The 19,808-nt window shown below is 65.2% G+C and carries 19 protein-coding genes and 1 pseudogene; 5 read left to right on the top strand and 15 right to left on the bottom strand.

What is annotated here, in order from left to right; all coding sequences use genetic code 11:
- The 8 genes from ISS20_RS14780 to ISS20_RS14745 all read right to left on the bottom strand — a co-directional run.
- A partial coding sequence (locus ISS20_RS14780) for an acyl-CoA dehydrogenase family protein (protein ID WP_291437801.1) occupies positions 1–887 on the bottom strand: 887 nt, incomplete at its 3' end.
- A 54-nt stretch (positions 888–941) separates the two neighbouring features.
- A complete protein-coding gene (locus ISS20_RS14775) occupies positions 942–1,322 on the bottom strand; it encodes a lysozyme inhibitor LprI family protein (RefSeq protein WP_291437800.1) in 381 nt (126 codons plus the stop codon).
- Positions 1,323–1,523: 201 nt separating this feature from the next.
- A complete protein-coding gene (locus ISS20_RS14770) occupies positions 1,524–3,047 on the bottom strand; it encodes a CoA-acylating methylmalonate-semialdehyde dehydrogenase (protein ID WP_291437799.1) in 1,524 nt (507 codons plus the stop codon).
- A 251-nt stretch (positions 3,048–3,298) separates the two neighbouring features.
- Entirely contained in the window at positions 3,299–4,354 is a 1,056-nt protein-coding gene (locus tag ISS20_RS14765; protein WP_291437798.1) for a tripartite tricarboxylate transporter substrate binding protein, read from the bottom strand.
- Positions 4,355–4,422: 68 nt separating this feature from the next.
- On the bottom strand, positions 4,423–5,061 hold the full coding sequence (maiA, locus tag ISS20_RS14760; protein WP_291437797.1) for a maleylacetoacetate isomerase: 639 nt from the start codon (positions 5,059–5,061) through the stop codon (positions 4,423–4,425).
- Between the two features lie 15 nt (positions 5,062–5,076).
- The gene (locus tag ISS20_RS14755) at positions 5,077–5,784 is read right to left on the bottom strand and encodes a fumarylacetoacetate hydrolase family protein (protein ID WP_291437796.1); all 708 of its coding nucleotides are present in this window, start codon (positions 5,782–5,784) and stop codon (positions 5,077–5,079) included.
- Between the two features lie 85 nt (positions 5,785–5,869).
- A complete protein-coding gene (locus ISS20_RS14750; RefSeq protein WP_366828262.1) occupies positions 5,870–6,994 on the bottom strand; it encodes a cupin domain-containing protein in 1,125 nt (374 codons plus the stop codon).
- 80 nt (positions 6,995–7,074) lie between these two features.
- Positions 7,075–8,277 carry a 3-hydroxybenzoate 6-monooxygenase gene (locus ISS20_RS14745; protein WP_291437794.1) on the bottom strand — a complete coding sequence of 401 codons (1,203 nt, stop codon included), beginning with the start codon at positions 8,275–8,277 and terminating at the stop codon, positions 7,075–7,077.
- A gap of 129 nt (positions 8,278–8,406) precedes the next feature.
- On the opposite strand from ISS20_RS14745, the gene ISS20_RS14740 reads away from it, so the two are divergent.
- Together ISS20_RS14740 and ISS20_RS14735 are read left to right on the top strand one after the other, a co-directional pair.
- Positions 8,407–8,889, top strand: coding sequence for a MarR family transcriptional regulator (locus ISS20_RS14740; RefSeq protein ID WP_291437793.1), 483 nt, complete (start codon positions 8,407–8,409; stop codon positions 8,887–8,889).
- Positions 8,890–8,893: 4 nt separating this feature from the next.
- Positions 8,894–9,796, top strand: a complete 903-nt coding sequence (locus ISS20_RS14735) for a LysR family transcriptional regulator (protein WP_291437802.1) — start codon at positions 8,894–8,896, stop codon at positions 9,794–9,796.
- Between the two features lie 165 nt (positions 9,797–9,961).
- Here ISS20_RS14735 and ISS20_RS14730 read toward each other — a convergent pair whose 3' ends face one another.
- The 4 genes from ISS20_RS14730 to ISS20_RS14715 form a co-directional block, all read right to left on the bottom strand.
- Positions 9,962–11,221: a hypothetical protein gene (locus ISS20_RS14730; RefSeq protein WP_291437792.1), complete on the bottom strand. Its 1,260-nt coding sequence runs from the start codon at positions 11,219–11,221 to the stop codon at positions 9,962–9,964.
- Between the two features lie 35 nt (positions 11,222–11,256).
- The gene (locus tag ISS20_RS14725) at positions 11,257–13,017 is read right to left on the bottom strand and encodes a DUF4384 domain-containing protein (RefSeq protein WP_291437791.1); all 1,761 of its coding nucleotides are present in this window, start codon (positions 13,015–13,017) and stop codon (positions 11,257–11,259) included.
- A 67-nt stretch (positions 13,018–13,084) separates the two neighbouring features.
- A complete protein-coding gene (locus ISS20_RS14720) occupies positions 13,085–13,513 on the bottom strand; it encodes a hypothetical protein (protein WP_291437790.1) in 429 nt (142 codons plus the stop codon).
- Positions 13,514–13,664: 151 nt separating this feature from the next.
- The gene (locus ISS20_RS14715) at positions 13,665–14,138 is read right to left on the bottom strand and encodes a hypothetical protein (protein WP_291437789.1); all 474 of its coding nucleotides are present in this window, start codon (positions 14,136–14,138) and stop codon (positions 13,665–13,667) included.
- Positions 14,139–14,612: 474 nt separating this feature from the next.
- Here ISS20_RS14715 and ISS20_RS14710 point away from each other — a divergent pair, with 474 nt between their 5' ends.
- The 3 genes from ISS20_RS14710 (at position 14,613) to ISS20_RS14700 (ending at position 17,134) form a co-directional block, all read left to right on the top strand.
- Positions 14,613–15,431: a response regulator transcription factor gene (locus ISS20_RS14710; protein ID WP_291437788.1), complete on the top strand. Its 819-nt coding sequence runs from the start codon at positions 14,613–14,615 to the stop codon at positions 15,429–15,431.
- 148 nt (positions 15,432–15,579) lie between these two features.
- Entirely contained in the window at positions 15,580–16,350 is a 771-nt protein-coding gene (locus ISS20_RS14705) for an ATP-binding protein (RefSeq protein ID WP_291437787.1), read from the top strand.
- 202 nt (positions 16,351–16,552) lie between these two features.
- Complete coding sequence (locus ISS20_RS14700; RefSeq protein ID WP_291437786.1) at positions 16,553–17,134, top strand: hypothetical protein; 582 nt, start codon at positions 16,553–16,555, stop codon at positions 17,132–17,134.
- Between the two features lie 223 nt (positions 17,135–17,357).
- Here the strand turns inward: ISS20_RS14700 and ISS20_RS14695 are convergent, their stop codons facing one another.
- The 3 genes and pseudogenes from ISS20_RS14695 to ISS20_RS14685 form a co-directional block, all read right to left on the bottom strand.
- On the bottom strand, positions 17,358–17,516 hold the full coding sequence (locus tag ISS20_RS14695; protein ID WP_007856361.1) for a DUF3309 family protein: 159 nt from the start codon (positions 17,514–17,516) through the stop codon (positions 17,358–17,360).
- Between the two features lie 233 nt (positions 17,517–17,749).
- Positions 17,750–19,393 carry a DHA2 family efflux MFS transporter permease subunit gene (locus tag ISS20_RS14690; RefSeq protein ID WP_291437778.1) on the bottom strand — a complete coding sequence of 548 codons (1,644 nt, stop codon included), beginning with the start codon at positions 19,391–19,393 and terminating at the stop codon, positions 17,750–17,752.
- A 16-nt stretch (positions 19,394–19,409) separates the two neighbouring features.
- A pseudogene (locus tag ISS20_RS14685) lies at positions 19,410–19,808 on the bottom strand (EmrA/EmrK family multidrug efflux transporter periplasmic adaptor subunit); the annotation flags it as partial.

Below are 19,808 nucleotides of genomic sequence, written 5' to 3'. Positions count from 1 at the left end.
CGGGCGGCGACCAGCTCTGTCGCCATGTCGGCCAGCTTGAACTGCAGCGCCTGGAAGCTGGCAATCGGTTTGCCAAACTGCTTGCGGTCTTGCATGTACTGCTGGGCGGCGTTGAGCGCGCCTTGCGCGGCGCCCACGGAGCAGGTGGCGATGTTGATGCGGCCTCCGTCCAGGCCCTTCATGGCGATCTTGAAGCCTTCGCCCTCGCGGCCCAACAGGTGGTCGGCGGGGATGCGCACGTTGTCAAAGCTGATGGTGCGCGTGGGCTGGCTGTTCCAGCCCATCTTGTGTTCCTTTTTGCCATAGGTGATGCCTGCTGTGTCTGCAGGCACCACAAAGGCGCTGATGCCGCTGGCGCCGGAGGCAGCATCGCCTGTGCGGGCCATGAGCACCAGCACGTCGGTGCTGCCTGCGCCGCTGATGAAGGCCTTGCTGCCGTTGATGACGTATTCGTTGCCCACCAGCTCGGCACGGGTCTTGAGCGAGGCGGCGTCGGAGCCTGCGCCGGGCTCCGTCAGGCAGTAGCTGGCGAGTTTTTCGCCGGTTGTCAGCAACGGGCCCCAGTGGTCGCGCACGGCGGGCGTGGCCCAGGTGCCCAGCATCCAGGTGGCCATGTTGTGGATGGTGATGAAGGCGGTGGTGCTGGGGTCGATGGCAGCCATTTCCTCGAAGACCAGCGTGGCGTCCAGGCGGGGCAGGGCGAGGCCACCTGCCGCTTCGGGCGCGTACAGGCCACAAAAGCCCAGCTCGCCTGCTTTGGCGATGGCTTCCTTGGGGAAGATGCCTTCGGCGTCCCATTGGGCGGCATGGGGCGCGAACTCGGCCTGCGCAAAGTCGCGGGCCGTCTGGGCAAAGGCGCGTTGTTCTTCGGTGAGCTCAAAGTCCATGGTCGGTGTCTCTGGTGTCGCTTGTCGTTGTTGGTGCTTGCGTGTCTTGGGCGCTCAGGGCTTGGCGGACGGGTGGTCCAGCGTCAGCCAGCGCATCAGGCCCTTGCGGCGAGCCTGGGTCTCGGTCGTCAGGCACTCGTGGTACAGGCGCGGCCACTGGGGCTGCGATTCGCTGCTGCGCTGCGCCTGCTTGCAGCGGGTGGTGCGCTCGCGCTGCCAGGCGGTGTGTTCCTGCCGCAGCTGGGGCCGCTCGTGGGCCGACAGCGCGCGCATCACGTCGCCGTAGAGGATGGCGATCTCGGTATCGGCCGCCTGGAAGGCTTGCACGGCGCAGGCGTTGGTCTCACCCACGGTGCCGCCGGGCGTGCAAGCGGCCCCGGCCTGTGCGTGGGCGTCGATACCCATCAGCATCACGCAAGCAGCACTGAATACCATGGGCCATCCCCGCATCGTTGTCTTGAAGGTTTGCATGCCCCGCTTTTACCACCGACCACAGCGAAAAAAACTGGCGCGGCCAAAAGCGCGGCAGCTGCGCAAGGGCCGCCAGTCCTCGTTTCAGGCGCTGGCTGCGTCCCCCTTCCCCGCATCGCACAGCGATGCAGAGAAAAGGGGGAAGCGGCGCAGCCGCTCAGTGGGTTACTTCAAGCTGATTGTGGTGTTCACACCATGCGAGATGGTGCTGTCATCAAACCAGCGTGCCGTCACGGTCTTGGTCTGCGTGTAGAACATGATGACCTGCTTGCCGTAAGGGCCCAGGTCGCCCAGCTTGGACGCACGCGAACCCGAGAACGAGAACAGTGGCACGGGCACAGGGATTGGCACGTTGATGCCGACCTGGCCCACGTCGATCTCTTCCTGGAACTTGCGGGCTGCTGCACCCGACTGGGTGAAGATGGCGGTGCCGTTGCCGTTGGGGTTGGCGTTGATGAATTCGATGGCTTCATCAATATCGGAGGCGGGCACCAGGGCCAGCACGGGGCCAAAGATTTCCTGGTCGTAGATGGCCATGCCGGGCTTGACGTTCGAGAAGATCGTTGGACCGACGAAGTTGCCCTTTTCATAGCCGGGCACCGTGGGCTTGCGGCCATCGAGCTCCAGCGTGGCGCCGTCGGCAATGCCTCGTTCGATCAGACCCTCAACGCGGGCGAGGGCGGCGCAGGACACCAGCGGGCCCACATCGGTGCCCTTTTCGGTGCCGCCGTTGACCTTGAGCGTCTTGGCCTTGGCCACCAGCTCGGGAATCCACTTTTGTGCCTCGCCCACCAGCACCACCACCGGCAGGGCCATGCAGCGCTGGCCAGCGGCGCCAAACGATGCACCGGCAATCGCGTTGAGCGTTTGCTCCTTGTTCGCATCGGGCAGGATGATGGCGTGGTTCTTGGCGCCCATCATGCATTGCGCACGCTTGCCGGCCAGGGTGGCGCGGTTGTACACATGGGTGCCCACCTTGGTGGAGCCGACGAACGACACGGCCTTGATGTCCTTGTGGTCGCAGATGGCGTTCACGGCCATTTCGCCGCCGTGGATCACGTTCAGCACGCCAGGGGGGATACCGGCTTCCAGGGCCAGTTCGCACAGGCGCATGGTCACCATGGGGTCTTGCTCGGAGGGCTTGAGCACGAAGGTGTTGCCCGTGGCGATGGCCATGGGGAACATCCACAGCGGGATCATGGCCGGGAAGTTGAACGGGGTGATGCCCGCGCACACGCCCAGCGGCTGCAGCAGGGTGTAGGTGTCCACGCCACCAGCCACGTTGTTGGCCAGCTCGCCCAGTTGCAGGTTGCCGATGCTGGCGGCGTGTTCAACCACTTCGAGGCCGCGGAACACGTCACCTTCGGCGTCCGGCAGGGTCTTGCCTTGTTCGGCAGTCAGGATCGCGGCCAGCTCTGCCATGTTTTCGCGGATCAGCTGCTGGTATTTGAGGAAGATGCGGGCGCGGGTGCCGATGGGGGTCTTCTTCCAGGTCTTGAACGCTTCCTTGGCCGAGGCGACAGCGGCATCGATTTCTTCGGCCGTGGCAAACGGCACGCGGGCCAGCACCTCTTGCGTGGCGGGGTTCACCACATCGCGCCACTCGGTGGTCTTGGATTCGACGAACTGGCCGCCGATCAGCAGCTTGACGGTGGGGGCCAGTGCGGCCACGTTGGTGGGTGCGTTCATGGGTTTTGTCTCCTGGGGAAAGTGCGGGCAAGGCGCCCAAAGCTTCGCCATGGTAGCTGTGCGAAATTGCTCGTGCAATAGAGAAAATTGCACTTTGTTTTTGCATATTTGCACATCGATGCCATGTGTGCAACGCCCCATGGCAAAGCGCCCACCTGCAGCCTTGACCATGTGACCGGTGCAAGGACGGGGCGGGCGTGATGGGTGCGAGAGTCCTTAGCCGTGTTGAGGGGGGCAGCGCCCCGTGCCCGTTACTCCAGGCTGATGTTGGCTTTCTGGATCAGCAGCTTGTACTGCTCGGACTTCACCCCTGCCTGGCGCTGGATCTCCTCGACCGACCATGACAGCGGCTCGAACGCAAAGGTGTTGAATTTCTCGCGCACCTCGGGCTCTTGCAGCACCTTGAGCACATCGGCGTGGATCTGGGCGCGCACCGGTGCGGGCACGCCTTTGACGGCCAGCAGCGATACAAACGAGTTCACATCCACCTGCGCGGGGCCACCAGCCTCGGCCAGGGTAGGCACATCGGGCAGCTGCGCAATACGGCGGGGGCCGGCCACAGCCAGGTAGCGGATCTTGCCGGCCTTGTAGATGCCCTGGCTGGACGGAATGCTGGCCAGGCTCCAGGCTGGGTCGCCATTGGCGACGGAGGTGAACAGCTGGCTGACCTCGCGGAATGGAACATGGGTCATCTGCGTGCCCGCCACCAGGTCCAGCCACTCGCCACCCAGATGGCCTGGGCTGCCTACGCCCCACGAGCCGTAGCTCACCGCGCCCTGGCCCTTCTTGGCGGCCGCAATCAGGTCGCCCACACTCTTCCAGGGGGACTGTGTGGGCACGGCAACCAGGAACGGCGTGCGGAACAGCGGCGCCACCGGGTCAAAGACCTGCAGCGTCTGGAAGTTGCGCTGCTTGTACAGGTGGGGCAGGGCAGACAGGTGTTCGCTGTCGAGCTGCAGCAGGGTGTGGCCGTCGGGGGCGCCGCGGCGCGCGGCCTCGATGGCGATGAAGCCACCGCCGCCGGGGCGGTTGTCCACCGTCACGCTTTGCTTCCAGGCCACCGACAGCTTGTTGGCCACCAGGCGCAGCACGGCATCAGGGCCGCTGCCGACGGCGAAGGCAGTGACCACGGTGACTGGCTTGCTGGGAAAGGCGGGCGCGCTGACTTGTGCCCAGGCCAGGCCGGTGGCGCTGGCACAGCCCAGCAGTAGGGCTGCTGCTGCGAGCGTGCGGCGGCGCAGGCCGCGCTGCGGGGCTGTGATGGCGTGGTGGTGGGGTGCCGAAGTGGCGGACGGGAAGGCTGGCATGGTTTGTCTCCGGGTTGTAGTAATGAATGCGGGTGTTCCGGTAGAAAGGCTGCGGTGTCTTGGCAGCCTCAGGCGTCTGGCTGGGCCCCAGGGGTCGCACGGGCAAAGGCGGGCAGTTCGGCGCAAGCGGCATCCACTGCACGAATGAGGGGCCAGGCGGCCATGTCTACGCCGAAGCGGCGGGCGCTTTCAACCTGCGGAATCAGGTACACGTCGGCCAGGCCAGGCGCACCGCCATAGCAGTAGCTGCCGCGTGTGGTGTCCTTGGCCAGCAGGGCTTCGATGGCGTCAAACCCGGCGGTGATCCAGGTGGCGCACCAGGCGTTGATGGCGGCTTCGTCCGCGCCGAACTGCTTGCGCAGGGTTTGCAGGATGCGGCGGTTGTTGATGGGGTGCACGTCGCAGCCCACGATGGCGGCCAGCGCACGCACCTGGGCGCGGGCCAGCGGATCGGCGGGCAGCAGCGTGGGCGTGGGATAGCGCTCCTCCAGCCATTCGATGATCGCGGGGGACTGGATGAGCACCTGGTCGTTGTCAAGCTCCAGCGCTGGCACCAGGCCCTGCGGGTTGATGGCCTTGAACGGTGCCTGGGCCTGTTCGTCCACACGCAGGTCCACGGGCACGTAGTCGGGAGTGAGGCCCTTGAGGTTGAGAGCGATGCGCAGGCGGTGCGAGGTGCCGCTGCGGAAAAAGCTGTAAAGCTTCATGCTGTGGTCCTCGGTTTATGCGGGCTGGCCCACGGTCAGCGCGATCTCGCCCACACCTGCCACGCGGCCGGTAATGTGGTCGCCGGGCACCACGGCACCCACGCCTTCGGGTGTGCCGGTGTAGATCAGGTCGCCGGGCTGCAGGTGGTAGAACAGCGAGAGGTCGGCGATGATCTCGCGGATGTTCCAGATCAGTTTGTCCACGTTGGACTGTTGCTTGACCGCGCCGTTGACCGACAGCTCGATCACGCCGGAATCGATCACCTTGCCCGGCATGGGCACCACCTCGCTGGCCACGGAGGATTGCTCCACGTCCTTGCCCAGGTCCCAGGGGCGGCCCTTGTCGCGCGCTACCAGTTGCAGGTCGCGGCGGGTCATGTCGAGGCCGCAGGCGTAGCCATAGATGTGCTCATGCGCCTGCTCGGCCGGGATGCGGAACCCGGCCTTGCCAATGGCCACGATCAGTTCCATTTCGAAGTGGTAGTTCTGCGTCTCGGGCGGGTAGGCCACGGTGGCGCCCGATTCGGTCAGCGTCTGGGGGGCCTTGGTGAAGTAGAACGGGCGCTCCACGCTTTTGTCCACGGGTCGGCCCATTTCGACGGCATGCGCGTGGTAGTTGCGGCCCACAAAAAACAGGCGGTGGATGGGCAGGCGCTGCGCGCCGCCGCGTACCGGCAATGATTGAACGGGCGGTGGGGTCCAGAGATAAGAGGTAGCAGTCATCGGGGCTTCCGGTCAGAGATAGGGTGTGCAAGGCCGACCTGCGTGGGCGGCAGGCGCTGCAAGAAATGAATAGGACGGGGTTGTGTCAGGCCGGCTCCACCTGTTCGCGCCAGGCATGCACGGCTTCAAAAATGGGCGTGTCGCTGAAGCGGAACAGGTCCAGCGAGGTCTGGTCCGCATCGCACTGGGCGGTGAAGGGTTGCCAGGACGGCACCACAAACATGTCGCCACGGCGCACCTGCCATTGGTGGTCGCCCACCTTCACGGTGCCCTGGCCGTCAAACACCTGGAACACGGACGAGCCCACCTCGCGGCGTGTGCGGGTGGTGGCGCTGCTGCGCACACGGTGCATTTCGCAGCGGATGGTGGGTAGCACGTCGCGGCCATTGGTAGGGTTGGTGTAGCGCACGGCGGCGTGGCCGGGGCTCAGCGTGGCAGGGTGGCCTTCGGCTTCCAGGGCCAGTTGTTCGTTGAGTGCTTTGTCGGTGTCCACCCAGCGGTAGGCCAGCATCGGCGTGACGGGCTGGTCCTGCAGCTGGGACACCGGGCGCAGGCCTGGATGCGCCCACAGGCGTTCGGAGCGTGAGAGCACTGGCGTGATGCGCTCTGCCGCGCTGATGGCGTCGCGCCCCACCTCGAAGAACTGGGACTCGGTGTAGTACGCGAACGGAATGTCCAGCCCGTCGATCCAGGCCATGGGCTTGTCGGCGGCGTTGTGGTGGGCGTGCCAGTTCCACCCGCCCTGCGGCAGGAAGTCGCCGCGCGACATGCGCACCGAGTCGCCGTTGACCACCGTCCACACGCCTTCGCCCTCCACGATGAAGCGGAAGGCGTGTTGTGTGTGGCGGTGCTCGGGGGCGTCTTCGCCAGGCATCAGGTACTGGATGGCCGCCCACAGCGTGGGTGTGGCAAACGGCCGGCCGCCCAGGGACGGGTTGGCCAGTGCGATGGCCCGGCGCTCGCCACCACGCCCCACGGGTACGATGCGGCCCGCCTCATCGGCCAGCGGCACCAGGCGGTCCCAGCGCCACAGATGGGCACTGGCCTTGCTCTGCGGATGGGGGGGCATCAGGTCGCCGATCTGCGTCCACAGCGGCACCAGCATCTCCTGCTCAAAGCCACGGTACAGCTGCTCCAGCGCAGGCGTGGGCTCGGGTTGCCCTGGGGCAGCCACGGCAGACAGACGAACGGGTGACGGTACGGTATCCATCGCGCTCATGGGAGGTCCTTGGGTGAATGGGAGGGGAGGAGTGAGAGGGTGTGAGCGAGTGGGCAGGGCGCCCGGCCTGCTCAGTCGGCCAGGCAGTTGTCCACCTTCCAGCCGTACAGCCATTCCATCGCGTCGTAAAAGCGCTCGGGGCTGCGGCCCTTCCAGAGGTCGTTGCGCACCAGGCGCTCCACGCCCTGGGCGTGGAAGATGCGGCCCATTTCGCGAGCCGAAAGCACCACGCGTGCGGTGCGGGCGATGCGCGAGCGCTCATACACCACCAGCGCCTGGGGGAAGTCCTGGTCGCAGCGCTTGAGGGCTTCGCCCAGCGTCACGGCGTCTTCCAGCGCCATGCAGGCGCCCTGTGCCAGGTATTGCAGCGTGGGGTGGGCGGCATCGCCCAGCAAGGTGGTGCGGCCAAAGGTCCACTGGCCAATGGGCTCGCGGTCAGCCGTGGCCCAGCGCTTCCAGCTTTTGGGCATGTCGATCAGCTGGTGGGCGCGCGGGCAGCAATCGCGGTAGTAGCTCTGCACCTCTTCGCGGCTGCCTTCGCGCACGCCCCATTCCTCCTGCTCGCGGCTGTGGAAGGTCACCACCACGTTGTACTGCTCGCCGCCGCGCAGGGGGTAGTGCACAAGGTGGTAGTTGGGGCCGACCCAGATGCTGGCAGCGTTCCAGCGCAGGTCTTCAGGGAAGTCATTTTTTTCGACCACGGCGCGGTACACCACATGGCCCGACACGCGGGCTGCGTCGCCCACGTATTGCTGGCGCAAGACAGACTTCACACCGTCCGCACCAATCAGGGCCTGGCCCTGGTGTGCCACACCGTGCTGGTCGTACACTGTGACGGTGTCGCCTGTTTGCTCCACGCGCTCGATGCGTGTGCCGGTCAGTGTCTCAATGTTGCCGTGCGCTTTGGCCCCCTCCAGCAGCGATGTGTGGATGTCCGCGCGGTGGATCACGGCGTACGGGTTGCCAAAACGTTGGCGAAAGGCCTCGCCGGTGGGAATGCGGCCGACAAGGCGCTCGTCCAGCGCGTCGTGCATCACCATTTCGTCGGTGTAGACCGCGCGGGCCCGCGCCAGCTCGCCAATGCCCAGGGCGTCAAACGCGGCAAAGGCGTTGGGGCCCAGCTGGATGCCCGCGCCGATCTCGCCGAGCTGGGGGGCTTGCTCCAGCACCTTGACCGCGTACCCCTGGCGCGCCAGCGCCAATGCAGCCGCCACGCCACCGATGCCGCCACCGGCGACCAGGACGGGGGCCGTGGGAGTGTTCAAAACTGTCATTGCTGCTGTCTCCATCGTTTGTGCCACTGATTTGAATCAATAAGCCGTGTACACATAAAAAGTACACTGATGATTAGTGTAGGGCCTAAAATGATCCCGATCAAGATCGGTAAAAACCCTTAAGTCCCCATGTCCGTAGAGATCGACAACCTCCCTGGTTTCCATATCCGCCGCCTGCAGCAGATCGCCGTGGCTGTGTTTCTGGAGGAGACACAGGCCAGCGGCATCACACCGGTGCAATACGCAGCTCTGTATGCCGTCGGACGCGAGCCAGGCATCGACCAACGAACGCTGGCACGCACCATCGGCTTTGACACCTCCACCATTGGCAGCGTGATCGACCGCCTGGAGTCGCGGGGCCTGATGCAGCGCAACGCCCACCCCGAGGACCGGCGTGTGCGTCTGCTGACCATCACGGCAGACGGGCAGCGTCTGCTGGAGGAGGTGGAGCCCGGCATGCTGCGCGCGCAGGAGCGCATGCTCGAACCCCTGGCGCCTGAGCAGCGCGCGGTGTTCATGGACATGTTGCGCACGCTGGTCCGCGGAAACAACGCGCTCAGCCGCGCGCCTAGCGAACCGTTGGATGAGCGCGCCCCACGGCGTGCGCGGTGACCCCATGGACTGGGACAACCTGCGCTACTTTCTGGAGCTGGCCCGCGCCGGCACGCTGGTGGGGGCCGCGCGCCGCCTTGCGGTGGACCACACCACGGTGGCGCGCCGCCTGCAGGCGCTGGAAAAACAGGTGGGTTCAGCCCTGTTTGCGCGCGAGGCGGGCGGCCACCGGCTGACTGAAGCGGGGCGCGCACTGCTGCCCCAGGTCGAAGCCATGGAGGCCGCCTTTCTGGCGGTGGAAAACGCCGCCCCCGGCGTGCGCCAAGGCTTGCACGGCCTGGTACGCATTGGCACCACCGAAGGTTTTGGAAACCTCATCCTGGCGCCGCAGCTGGCGCGGTTTGCGCTGGACCACCCCGGTCTGGTGGTGGACCTGCTGGCCTTGCCGCGCCTGGTGCACCTGTCGCGCCGCGAGGCGGACATCGTCATCTCGCTGGAGCGCCCGGCGCGCGGCGCGGTGGTGGTCGTGAAGCTCACCGACTACGTGCTGCAACTGTATGGAGCACGCAGCTACCTGCAGCGCCATGCGGCCATCCACACGCCAGACGACTTGCGGGGCCACACGTTCATCAGTTATGTGGACGACCTGCTGTTCAGCAAGGAGCTGCAGATCCTGGACGAACTGCACCGCCCCGCGCATTTCGCGCTGCGCAGCACCAGCATCCTGGCGCAATACGAGGCCGCCCGCGTGGGGGCGGGGCTGGCCGTACTGCCTGCCTTTGTCGCAGCCCAAGACCCCTCACTGGTGCCCGTGCTGCCGGGCGTGGCGCGGTTTCAGCGCACCTTCTGGATGTCCATGCCGGGCGACAACAAGCACGTGGCCCGCATGCAGGCCACCTGGGCGTTTTTGCGCGAGGCGGTGGCGGCGCAGCAGGGGTTGTTGTTGCCTGCTGCTGTTGCTATCTAATTGATAGCTAATGAAGCAGTTTTGACTAGCGCTACAAGTCCGTTGAACTCAATTTACCGTCTTTGATGCCGCTACTCGGCTGGAGTCCATGCCTGTCGGGCGCGCTTCGAGAGTGCTCGGATTTCTGGGCTGGTACTGCGTGTCTGCCCCCAGTTTCGGGCCGGCCTAACGACGCAATACTTGTCCAGGCGTTCGCCACTGCAATGGCACCATGTCATAAAGAGGACTGGGTTCTCGCTGCCAGCCGCTGGGTGCTGCAGCGGTGGTCACGCTGGGGGACGAGCCGTTGGTTCCGATGTGGAGACTGGCGAGTTGCTGCATCCATGTGACATCGATGGCCCCGCCTTGCAAAGGCCTGGAAAAGATCAGCTCCAGCATTTTGCGGGCCTGTGGGTCGCCGCTGCTGGCTGCCACCTGGTACAGGCGCACGGCCTCGGTGTAGTTGGCGGGTATGCCGTCGCCACGGTGGTAGCGCTGGGCCTCCGCGTACCAATCTGCAGCGCTGTAGCGGGCTGATCGGGTGCGGGCGTTGGGGCCGCTCTGGATGCGGCGGGCCAGAAGGCTGGCGTTGGCTGCGGCGGCCTCAGACTTGGCAGACGCTGATTGAAACTGGACCAGTGCCTGGTCGAGATCGCCGCTGGCGATGAACTCCAGACCCAGTTCGTTGCCAGCCTGCGCATTGCCTGCACGCACGGCTTGCGTCAACAGTTTTTGCAGCGGGGGGCTGGTCGTCACTGGGGCCACCGAGCCGGGGTATCGGTCTGGTGAGGACGTACGGGGCTCGGCCAATGGAGCCAATGCCTTGGCCGCATGCCATTCGAGGTATTTGGCAAGCCCTGGATCGGTACGGCCCACCAGTGCAATCCAGTGCATGGCGGTTGATGGGTTGGGGGCTGCCACACAGCCGCTGAGCTGGCACCATGCGAGGCCCGCAGGAGCAAGGGGATGGCTGAGCATTTGCGCGCGTTCAAACCAGTGCTGGGCCTGCGCGGGGTCTGCGGGCATGGCCAGGCCATGCAGCGCCAGCAGCCCCAGCAGCCACGCCGCATCGGCAGGTGTCAGGTCGTCCGATGACCGCATCGTGGGGGCAGGGGGGGAGCGCGGCTTGCGCGTCGACACCCCATCGCGTTGCGCGGCGCTGCGAAGTTTTTGCAACATCTTCTCCTGCATGGGGTCGTCATACCCGGGCACCTGGGGGGACGCCGCGTTCAGGTTGGCCCGATCAATGATGGTGGAGTCCGCGGGCGTGGGAAGCGCTCGCACCGATGCCAGCGCAGGTGCTGCAGTCACCACCGCCATTACCAGGCACGCTGCACCCGAGGCCTGCGCCACTGCGCCATGGATTGCGCGCCATATGCCATGCGGTGCGTGTGCCCCACCAAGGGTGGAATGCGTGCGCGCCGTGGTCGCCGGGGTGGTGGTCATCGCGTTCGCCTGCGCAGTGCTTTACCGACGGTGTGTCACTTGCGTGGGGCGGGTTGGGCAGGCGCACTGGCTGCGGCGGGCAGGGCGCGGCGTGGAATGACTTGCCAGTACACGGCATTGCCGGTGTAGCCATCGGTGCCCCAGGCGGTGGCGAAGGCTTCGTTCAAGCGCTCCAGCGCCCGGTAGTTCGGGAGGGGCTTGAGCGGCGGTCCGCGCAGCGCCTCGGGCAAACGGGGCGTGCTGTCCTCGTCGGTGGCAAAGCAGGCCACACCCTCGGTGCCGGGGCTGGCTGCGTCCATGATGAAGCCGGGGTTGGGGCTCATCCAGTCGGGGATGCGTATGGCCTGGTTGGCGGACACCCAGCCGGTGGTGTTGGCCTGGTTGGGCAGCAGGCGGATGACCGTGCCGGTGGCATCGGCCAGAAAACACTGCAGGTAGGAGGCGCGCGACACCGTGGCCGACAAGAAGACCTGTTCACCCACCTCGAACGCGGTGCGCTCCAGCAACACGTTCTCGATCTGCAGATCGATGCTGCGCGCAGGCGGCGGGTCTCCGTACTTTGCCGCCCCCGGATTGCTGCTCAGCACACTGACTGCAGCATCGGGCGTGGCGGGCCCGGCTGCGATGTGCTGCACGGGTTCTGCATGCGTGCTGGCCCAGCCAATGCGGGCCAAGGTGCCGTCTGCGGAGAGGCCGACAAAGTGGCGCAGCGCCCGTTCGTAGGTCGCAAAGTCCACCACACCGGTTACCACCATACCGTTGTCCGCTTGAAAGCGCGCCAGTGCCTTGCGCAGCGCAGGATCGTTGTCCGGCACGGGTTGCGCGACGGGTGTGAGGTAGCCCCGGCTCACCAGCGAGCGCGCAATGAGCTGGGTGCGCACGGCGGGCGAGCCTTCGTCAAACCAGTCGCGCAGCTGCCGCTGAAAGTCGGGGTGGTTTTGCTCCAGCGTCAGGCATTGCCAGTAGGGCACCCGGGCCCATTTGCCAATGAGTTCGATGGTGGCCAGGTCCACCAGAGTGCGCACTGCGCTGCCGGAGCCCTGGGTGTAGTCGCGCCCCACGTTGAACTGAACGCCATAAGTGCCGATGCGCCCGGCCAGGTCCACGCCCTGTCCGCCGTTGCCAATGATGACTTCGTTGGCGGAGTCCAGTCCGGGAATCAGAGTGCGGGTGCGAAAGTCGCCCAGGTGCATCTCCAGGCCGATGATGGTGGCGTTGCGGCTCTGGCTGTAGCCCATGTCGATGCGGGGGCCGGAGAGCCCGGTGTCAAACCGGTTGTTGATCACGTTCTGGTCCACGAACGAGATGGCACCCGACAGGTACAGCGCGGGCCGCTGCAGCTGCATCTGGTTGTTGTTGAGCAGGATGGTGGTGAGGTTCTGCACCGTGTCCTGACGCGCGATGTCCACCTCGTAGTCCACAAAGCGGAAGGCATTACTCAGGCGCGACATCTGGGACAGTGCCGTGATCACCATGTCCTTGGTGGCCACGGTGACGCGGGTGGAGTAGTCGGGAATCTGTTTGCTGGTGATCAGTGTGGTGGGCAGCTGTGCATCGCGCAGCATGTGGTCCATGCACATCAGCGAGTCGGAAAAGCTGGAGATGGAACGGGTAGGGCGCACCACGGGGCGGTCGGTGATGGAAGCGAGGCTCTGAAATTCCTGGTCCTTGCGCGGGTCCCTGGGCGTGGCACAGCCGGCCAGTCCGAGCCCGATGGCAAGCCAAAGCACCCCACGGATCGCGCGCGCCAGGGGTCGTGGGGTGCGGGGGCGTGGGGGGCGAGAGCATGCGGGCATGGCGGGGCTCAACGGGGTGGGCGGCATGTTCTCTCTCCTGGCGGCCGGGCGCATGGCGCCAGGCCTGTTATTTGCAGATATTGACGAGATCGCCACGCAGCACCACCACCTGCGGCGCCTGGTTGGGTCCGTACTTGGCCGATCCCGTGGTGTTGGCGGACACGGTGTTGCTGCCCACCTCTTGCACACAGGTCTTTTGCATGCCCTGTGCATTGGCAGTGGTGACCACATCGTTGTTGGTCAGCACGCCGGTGGTGTCGTCTGAGAAAGCCTTGGCTTCGTAGCGGGCGATGCGGGCGCGTAGCCACGATGGCATGGTGTTGCTGCCGTCCAGTCCCGTCGAGGCTGCCACTGGCCCTGTGGGCTGCATCTGGACCGAGAGCTTCTTGGTCAGGATGACCGGGTCTTCCCCGGGGGCCTGCGCCCACGCGGGGCCTGGCATCAGGCTGCAGACCGTGAGCAAAGCTGCGCATGGCGCCAGAAAACCTGTGTTCATGGAACACCTCCTATGGTGAGAATGAGGGGCCCACCCGCGCTGCTGGTGGCAGCCATGCCGGTGTGCCCCTGGCTCGAACTCATCCGGGCACTGATGTGCTGCCGGAATCAGACCCTCGCAGGTCTATTCACCAGCCGAGCTGGTGCCGATCTCAGTAGGGCCAGCCGGCGGGCTTGGTGGGCTGGCAGGTGAAGCAGGCGTTGTTGGAGGCAATGTTTTGCACCGCCTTGCTGTTGCTGCCGCTGGAGAGGTTGTTGACCGACGAGTTGATCATCGAGGTGAATTGGCTGGAGTTGCCAATGATGGTGACTTCGCCCACGTTGGATGACAGGTTCTGGCTGGCGTAGGCTTCGCTGCCGCTGGCGGTGTTGGTCACGTTCCCGCCAAAGCCCGTTACCGTCTGGGTCGAGTTGCCACTGATGGTGACGTTGCCGGTGTTGGAGGCGAGGTTCTGGAAGGCTTCGCTCTTGGAGCCCGTCGAGTTGTTGTTGACGGACACCGATGTCAGGGATACCGACTGCGTGGAGTTGCCGGTGATGGTGATGTCCGGAGTGGAAGGGACCGGACCGGTGGCCATGGCGGCGGAGGCGATGACGCTGAGCGTGATGAAAGCAAGGGTTTTCATGACAGATCCTTCAAGGATGACTTCTACACTGGCTGCAACCGCAGCGAACCTGCGATGCAGAGGGGGTTGGACGGTGCTTTCGGGCCTGGTTTTTTGAGAACCGGTGGCCGTTAGGCGCTGTCGGAGTTCAGTGTGCGAGCCGATGCGATTTGTGCGAATACGCCGAGCGGGCTACCTCATACAGCGCAGCGGTTCACCCCTTGGATCCGCGCAAAGCCTTTGCCAGCGAGGCTTGGCAGTCCGCACCCCATGAGATCGGCCGAAGAAAATCAGGTAGTAACCAATTGCTACTTGTGCAACATTGCCAATTTAATTTGGATCCTGTAACTTATTTGGCGCACTGTGTGCGCTGCCGTACAGAGTGGCACGAGGGCGTTGGAGAACATGCATGTGAACGCAAGAGTTGCATGCAGATGCGTCAACCGACAGGCCCACTCCGTCGGGGCCCACCACCACGTCCGCAGGAGTTCACCCATGAGCAGCAGTTGGCAGGTCGATACACCATTGCAAACGTTGACGTCTTCAGCATTGCTTTCGCCGCAGAGTGCGCGCGACCTTGCATCGCTGCCGTCGGGCCAGTTCGAAACGTATTCCAATCCGCCATCGGTCTGGCCGGCTTTTCTCACCGGGCAGGAGGCCAACCCGGTGCGTGTCCTGCTGGTGGACGACGATCCGCACATCCGCCAGGTGATTGCGCAGGAGCTCATGGCCGATGCCCGCACGTTGCTGGTGGCGCAGGCGGGCAGTGTCCGCGAGGGGCGCAAGGCCATCAAGAATCACGAATTCGATGTGCTCCTGGTGGACCTGAACCTGGGCGACGGCGACGCGTTTGATCTGCTGCACTATGTGAAGCCCGTGCGTCCATCGGCCCAGGCGGTCGTGATCTCGGTCATGGAAAACGATGAGCAGGTCCTGCGGGCCTTTGAACTGGGGGCCACGGGGTATGTGGGCAAGAACTCGTGGTTCGGCAACTATTCGCAAGCCGTGTTGCAGGTGGCCAATGGTGGCGCCTCCATCACGCCCAACCTGGCGCGGCGGTTGCTGCAGCGGTTTGATCGCACCCACTCGGCCGAAAACAAGCGACGGCAGCCCGATGAGGCAGATCGGCTGTCCACACGGGAGAAAGAAATCCTGCGCCTGGTGGCCAGCGGCTACACCAGCGTCGAGGTGGGATCGCGCCTGCTCATCAGCAGCATGACGGTCAACACCCACCTGCGCAACATCTACCGCAAGCTACAGGTGCGCACCCGTGCCCAGGCCGTGCGCTTTGCTTCGCTGCGGGGGCTCTTTTAACGGAGTGATGCAGGTGGCTGCTGCATGTGCCGGTTGTGCTGTAGCTTGTTGGGCTTGCGATTGCCTGTCCCACCTGAAAAGCCAGGATTGAGCCGTGTTTCGCACACGTCCCCCGTTGTTCGCCATCGTTTGCATATGCATGTGGCTGATGCAGTTGGTACTGCTGGCCGTGGCGTTTTATGGCTATGACGAGGAAAAGCCGTCGGATCGGCAATGGTGGGAGCTGGCCGCCCTAGTGATCTCGGTGGGCCTGGGGGCCCTGCTGTTGGTGCAACTGCCCCGGGCCTTGCAATGGCGACCCAGGTTGCGCGCACGCGCCAGCCCCGAGGTGACGGCAGAGCGGCGGCGCATTGCGCAGGACTTGCATGACAACCTGGGCGCACAACTGGTCTTTGCCATGGCGCTGCTGGAGGCCGAGCCGCCCGCAGTGCGTGAACTCCGTTCGCTGCTCGACAAGTGCATGCTGGACCTGCGACTTGTCGTGGACTCCATGGATGCGGCGGACGAGCCATTTGCTGACCGCCTGGCCCGGCTCCGGCACCGCATCCAGCCCGTGCTCGATCGGCGTGGGATTCGCATGGCGTGGGATGTGCAAATTCCGCCGTTGTCCAGTTTTCCGTATGCCGACAGTGCCATGCACCTGGTTGCCATTGTTCAGGAGGCCTTGAGCAACGTGTTGCAGCATTCGGGCGCCACAGAGGTCGCGGTGGGTGTGCGTTACCGTGCGGGTACCGAGTCCTGGTGTGCCGAAGTCAGCGACAACGGCCGCGGCATGCGGCTTCACTCCAGCGAAGGTGCACTACTGGGCGGCTATGGGGTGGCAGGCATGAACCACCGTGCGCAGATGGCGGGCGGTGACCTGCTGGTGCTGCAGCGCCCCGGTGGGGGAACCTGCATCCGGGTGGTGATGCCGTGCTAGGGTGGTGCGGAGGGCGCGGCGCGCAGCCTAATGTGCGTGGCCTCCGGGTACCCCCTGTCCATCCGCGAAGCTGGGGCGTAAAGCGTTGGCTTTTTGGCCCACCGTACTGGCTGCTCGCCGCTACCCTTGGTCCACTGGGCGATGCGGTGACTTGCGGACAGGTCAAAGGTACCGGGCTGTCGCCACACAGGAGTTCATGGCGATGTCCCCTCTCATTTCCGGCCTCGCATCGGTAGCGTCGATGATTTTCAATGCGGCCTCCAGTGGCGCGGGCAAGGCGTCCGCGCGGCGTGGGGGCGAGGCGGCGGCGCCCGAGCCCTCGGCCGTGGTCAGGCTCAGCGCCGAGGCGCAAACGTTGGTGGGCATGGCGGGGCAGGACGTGCTGGCTACACAGGGGGCATCTGCTGGTTCGGTGACAGCCGTGGGGCGGTCATCTCGCCAGACTACTGCTGCACCACCGGGCGGCCGTGCGGCAGCTGCGGTCTCCAAGGAAGATTTCCAGGCGCTGTTGACGCGGTTTGGCGCGACCGAAGACCAGAAGCAGCAGATCACGGCGGGCTGTGACGCTGACAAGGATGGTGTCATCACCCATGATGAATTCCTCAAGGGGCTTGCCCGCACCAAGGGCCCGCAATCAGGCAGCGATCCGTTGTCGCAAGCCGTGCTGCAGGTGATGGACCGCGCGGGCAACGCCGACGGCACCGTGGCCAAAGACGAGTTTGCTGCGCTCACCTCGGCGTTTGCTCTGGCAGAGCGGCGTACGCCCATGACACGAACTGCCTGAATGGTCTGAACTGGCTGTGGGCGGGCACGGATGCCGCTGGAGTCCTGGTCTGAATCAGGACACTTTGGGTTGCGGCGATACCCCAAAGTAGCAGCCACTGCGCCCGGCTACCGTCAGTCGTACACAACAAAAGGGCCCTGAAAGGGCCCCCTGTGGATGCTCAAAGACGTTGCGGGCGGCGGCGACTTTTTGCCGAGCACCGCTGGCAAACGTCAAAGGTGCGTCATATCCGGCCCATGAGCAGCAGGATCACCAGGATCAGCACCACCAGGCCAATACCGCCGCTGGGTCCGTAGCCCCAAGAGCGGCTGTGGCCCCAGGTGGGCAGGGCGCCGACCAGGATGAGGATCAGAACGATCAGAAGAATCAGCGAGAGTGACATGGCAGTTCCTTGTTGGAGTGGTTTGCGGTGAGTGCATTGTTGGGTGCACCCCGCGAACTGCCCGCAGGTGCCGCGCCCGCAGCGGGGTCAGGGATTTCCGACACCGGCTGTGGGATACATGGGCTATGGCGAGGACGACACCTCGCAGATTCATGTCAAAAATAATAGCTGCCTGCGCTTGTTTGACCAGTGCTTGCACCCATTTTTCCTTGAAATCTCTGCGCTGATATCGTTCAGTGCGCCCCTGCCGCATCTGCCGCTCCCGCACCGCCGGTGCGTGCGGGGCGCTTGGTCAGCCAGATCAGCGCGATGAGCAGCAGGAACAACCCGGCCGAGCCCAAAAAGATGTCGTTGGCCGCGCGGGTGAACGCCTGCTGGTCGATCAGCCGGTTGATCTGCGCCAGCGCCTGCATCTGCGTGAGGCCTGAGGCCACCAGGCCATCCAGCGTCTGCGCGAACACCCCCTGGCCTTGCACCAGCCCTTCGGTCAGGTGCGCGTGGTGCATGGCGGCGCGGCTCTCCCACAGCGTGGTGGCAATCGACGTACCCATGGCACCGGCGGTGATGCGCACAAAGTTCGACAAACCTGCTGCCGCCGGGATGCGGTCTGGCGACACACCCGCCAGCGTCAGCGTGGTCAGCGGGATGAAGAAGAACGCCATGGCCGCGCCCTGCAACAGCGTGGGGATCAGGATGTGGATGAAGTCCGTCTGCACCGTGAACTGCGAACGCATCCACAGCACCGTGCTGAACACGATGAACGCACCCGTGGCCATGCGGCGCGGGTCCCACTGGCCGACCTTTTTGCCCACCAGCGGCGTGAGCAGGATGGCGAACACGCCCACCGGCGCCAGCGCCATGCCGGCCGAGGTGGCCGTGTAGCCCATCCACTGCTGCAGCCACAGCGGCAGCAGCACCACGTTGCCGAAGAACAGCGCATAGGCCACCGACAGCGCCAGCGCACCAAAGGTGAAGTTGCGGCCCTTGAAGAGCTTCAGGTCCACCACCGGGTGCTTTTCGGTCAGCTCCCACACCAGGAAGACAGCAAACGCCACCACCGCGACCACGGCCATGGTGATGATCTCGCCCGAGGCAAACCAGTCCAGCTCCTTGCCCTTGTCGAGCATGAGCTGCAGCGCGCCCACCCACAACACCAGCAGGCTGAGGCCCACGGTGTCAATTGGCAGCTTGCGGATGGGCGTCTCGCGCTTTCGGTAGATGCCCCAGGTCAACGCCCCGGCAAGCAGCCCGACCGGCACGTTGATATAGAAGATCCACGGCCACGAGATGTTGTCGGTGATCCACCCGCCCAAGAGCGGCCCCACCACGGGTGCCACCAGCGTGGTCACCCCCCACAGGGCCAGCGCCGTGCCCGCCAGGGCGCGCGGGTAGCTGGCCAGCAGCAGCGTCTGGCTCAGCGGAATCATCGGCCCAGCCACCAGGCCCTGCAGCACGCGGAAAAAGACCAGCATTTCCAGCGACGACGCAAATCCGCACAGCCAGGAGGTCAGCACGAACAGCAGCACGCTCATGGTGAACAGTCGCACCGCGCCAAAGCGCTGCGTCAGCCAGCCGGTGAGCGGCACCGAGATCGCGTTGGCCACACCGAAGCTGGTGATGACCCAGGTGCCCTGGCCGGGGCTCACGCCCAGGTCGCCGGCAATGGCGGGGATGGAAACGTTGGCGATGGACGAGTCCAGCACGTTCATGAACGTGGCCAGCGACAGCGACAGGGTGCCCAGCAACAGGGCGGTGCCCTGCAGCGGCGGATAGGCAGCAGGCGGCCCGGGTGGGGCTGCTGGTGGCGACACCGCAGCAGGCGCCGCCGGAGCGGGGGGCTGGCCTGCGGTGTCTGCAGTGGGGTTGGCGGCAGTCATGCTCGGTCAACCCCGCTTACTGCACCACCGGGGATTGCACGGCGGGCTGCGCCGGGGCCGATGCATGCTTTTGCGCCTGCACTGCGGGCTGGCTGCTCACCTTGGGCGACGCCACGGCCAGTGCGGCCTTGCCATTGCGGCCCAGGTTGGCGGCAATGATGTGCGCCACCTCGTCGTCGGCGGCCTTGAACTGCTCGTCGAACACAGCGGTGGCGGCCACTGGCGTGGTGCGCTGCGTGTCAGCGAGCGTCTTGCCGCTCTGGTCGGCGGTGTCCACCTTCACTTCCATCGACAGACCCACGCGCAGCGGGTGCTCTGCCACTTCCTTGGGGTCGAGCGCAATGCGCACGGGCACGCGCTGCACCACCTTGATCCAGTTGCCCGTGGCGTTCTGTGCGGGCAGCAGCGCAAAGGC

It is taken from the genome of Acidovorax sp., from assembly GCF_016783915.1.
Lineage (GTDB): Bacteria > Pseudomonadota > Gammaproteobacteria > Burkholderiales > Burkholderiaceae_C > Acidovorax.
The sequence above is the reverse complement of the archived record's forward strand: the minus strand, read 5'-3'. Positions and strand labels throughout refer to the sequence as shown.

What these genes read in the sequence shown, in the direction of transcription:
- ISS20_RS14775 (WP_291437800.1), bottom strand. Translation starts at nt 1,322, where the DNA reads ATGGTATTCAGTGCTGCTTGCGTGATGCTGATGGGTATCGACGCCCAC.
- ISS20_RS14770 (WP_291437799.1), bottom strand. Translation starts at nt 3,047, where the DNA reads ATGAACGCACCCACCAACGTGGCCGCACTGGCCCCCACCGTCAAGCTG.
- ISS20_RS14765 (WP_291437798.1), bottom strand. Translation starts at nt 4,354, where the DNA reads ATGCCAGCCTTCCCGTCCGCCACTTCGGCACCCCACCACCACGCCATC.
- maiA (WP_291437797.1), bottom strand. Translation starts at nt 5,061, where the DNA reads ATGAAGCTTTACAGCTTTTTCCGCAGCGGCACCTCGCACCGCCTGCGC.
- ISS20_RS14755 (WP_291437796.1), bottom strand. Translation starts at nt 5,784, where the DNA reads ATGACTGCTACCTCTTATCTCTGGACCCCACCGCCCGTTCAATCATTG.
- ISS20_RS14750 (WP_366828262.1), bottom strand. Translation starts at nt 6,994, where the DNA reads ATGGATACCGTACCGTCACCCGTTCGTCTGTCTGCCGTGGCTGCCCCA.
- ISS20_RS14745 (WP_291437794.1), bottom strand. Translation starts at nt 8,277, where the DNA reads ATGACAGTTTTGAACACTCCCACGGCCCCCGTCCTGGTCGCCGGTGGC.
- ISS20_RS14740 (WP_291437793.1), top strand. Translation starts at nt 8,407, where the DNA reads ATGTCCGTAGAGATCGACAACCTCCCTGGTTTCCATATCCGCCGCCTG.
- ISS20_RS14735 (WP_291437802.1), top strand. Translation starts at nt 8,894, where the DNA reads ATGGACTGGGACAACCTGCGCTACTTTCTGGAGCTGGCCCGCGCCGGC.
- ISS20_RS14730 (WP_291437792.1), bottom strand. Translation starts at nt 11,221, where the DNA reads ATGACCACCACCCCGGCGACCACGGCGCGCACGCATTCCACCCTTGGT.
- ISS20_RS14725 (WP_291437791.1), bottom strand. Translation starts at nt 13,017, where the DNA reads ATGCCCGCATGCTCTCGCCCCCCACGCCCCCGCACCCCACGACCCCTG.
- ISS20_RS14720 (WP_291437790.1), bottom strand. Translation starts at nt 13,513, where the DNA reads ATGAACACAGGTTTTCTGGCGCCATGCGCAGCTTTGCTCACGGTCTGC.
- ISS20_RS14715 (WP_291437789.1), bottom strand. Translation starts at nt 14,138, where the DNA reads ATGAAAACCCTTGCTTTCATCACGCTCAGCGTCATCGCCTCCGCCGCC.
- ISS20_RS14710 (WP_291437788.1), top strand. Translation starts at nt 14,613, where the DNA reads ATGAGCAGCAGTTGGCAGGTCGATACACCATTGCAAACGTTGACGTCT.
- ISS20_RS14705 (WP_291437787.1), top strand. Translation starts at nt 15,580, where the DNA reads ATGCAGTTGGTACTGCTGGCCGTGGCGTTTTATGGCTATGACGAGGAA.
- ISS20_RS14700 (WP_291437786.1), top strand. Translation starts at nt 16,553, where the DNA reads ATGTCCCCTCTCATTTCCGGCCTCGCATCGGTAGCGTCGATGATTTTC.
- ISS20_RS14695 (WP_007856361.1), bottom strand. Translation starts at nt 17,516, where the DNA reads ATGTCACTCTCGCTGATTCTTCTGATCGTTCTGATCCTCATCCTGGTC.
- ISS20_RS14690 (WP_291437778.1), bottom strand. Translation starts at nt 19,393, where the DNA reads ATGACTGCCGCCAACCCCACTGCAGACACCGCAGGCCAGCCCCCCGCT.